Source organism: Endozoicomonas ascidiicola (genome assembly GCF_001646945.1).
In the GTDB taxonomy this organism is placed as follows: domain Bacteria; phylum Pseudomonadota; class Gammaproteobacteria; order Pseudomonadales; family Endozoicomonadaceae; genus Endozoicomonas; species Endozoicomonas ascidiicola.
In genome coordinates this window covers 1-1,118 of sequence record NZ_LUTV01000011.1, presented here as the reverse complement: position 1 = coordinate 1,118, position 1,118 = coordinate 1, and the positions used below count along the sequence as shown (strand labels likewise).

Annotated in this window: 3 protein-coding genes; all 3 read right to left on the bottom strand. The window is 43.5% G+C overall.

Annotated features, from left to right (window positions below; all coding sequences use genetic code 11):
- Positions 1 to 92: 92 nt before the first annotated feature.
- Positions 93 to 476, bottom strand: a complete 384-nt coding sequence (locus AKL11_RS22915; protein ID WP_067522401.1) for a hypothetical protein — start codon at positions 474 to 476, stop codon at positions 93 to 95.
- An 88-nt stretch (positions 477 to 564) separates the two neighbouring features.
- A complete protein-coding gene (locus tag AKL11_RS22910) occupies positions 565 to 933 on the bottom strand; it encodes a YopX family protein (RefSeq protein WP_157673733.1) in 369 nt (122 codons plus the stop codon).
- Positions 934 to 1,026: 93 nt separating this feature from the next.
- Positions 1,027 to 1,116 (bottom strand): DUF551 domain-containing protein, encoded by a 90-nt coding sequence (locus tag AKL11_RS26745; RefSeq protein ID WP_216636840.1) that lies wholly within the window; start codon positions 1,114 to 1,116, stop codon positions 1,027 to 1,029.
- Positions 1,117 to 1,118: the final 2 nt, after the last annotated feature.

Genomic DNA, 1,118 nt, shown 5'->3' with positions numbered 1-1,118 from the left:
CTGTAGATGATAGAGTCCATATTTTAACCTCCTGCAAAACGCAACATAACAACTGCATCGTCGGGATGCCTACGGCACCCGTCATGCAAGGGTTAGCTGTCTTTCGGTAATCTTGGTGTAGGCATCCAGAAGGCGATCTGAGTAGTCGTAAACTCTCTTTGCAAATGGTCAAATGATTTTGATTCTTCAACCCATCGAGCAAAGTTTTTATCGTCTTCAGCAGAAAATCTAACATCCGTGACTCGAACGCCGTTATGATCAAATATGTCTACCACCTGATCATCTTCGGGCATTTGTTTATTTACACAAACCCAATCTGAAAATTCCTTATCTTCAAGAACGTCACTATTAGCAATAACAGCCATTCTCGCGGTTTCTCTCGCAAACTCTTCTGGAGTGAAAAGCTCAATATCTCGAACCACTCTATTCATCCGTTTTTTAAAATAATCAGTATCTAGGCCGCTGATGTTTTTCATTTCTTAGTCCTGTGTTTATCGCCAGCTAACAAGCCGCTCGAATTCGTTCGCTTTGCTCACCCGACCCTTCGGGCGGTTCAGCTCTGGGTTAAGCACACTTAATCAAGTGCGGGTTTTCGTAGATATTTCCGACAATAGACTCGATACCTTCAATCACTTCTTGATAGTCGTAAGCCTCTTTTTTGTTATCGAATATCCAACCAGCATGACATTCATCCCATTTGACTTTGCAGTTACCAGCACCGGCAACATAGACAATATCGCCTTCGTAAATCTCAACACCGTTCTTATCTTTCATTCCGGTGAATTGCATTAAGTCAAGCTGTAACAAGTTGCCTTCTTTATCGAAACCATCACAGCGAACTGTGCCGGTGTAATCGCTTCGCTGTAAAATTGGGGTTGTGGTCATCCCTTTTATTGGGTGCCATGCTCTGAATTTTATTTCTCTGCTCATCATTCCAATCCTTCTATTCATTTCCCGTCGTGCGCTTAACAATAAAATCGTGTTCGTGCTTCGCACCGGATGCCTCCGGCACCGCACATTTTGGGGTTATACGGCTTCCGGTGGTTCTGGTAGTAGCATCCAGTGAGTAACACCGAACAAGTTACTTTCCTGACAAGTGTTCCAAACGTCCCATATTT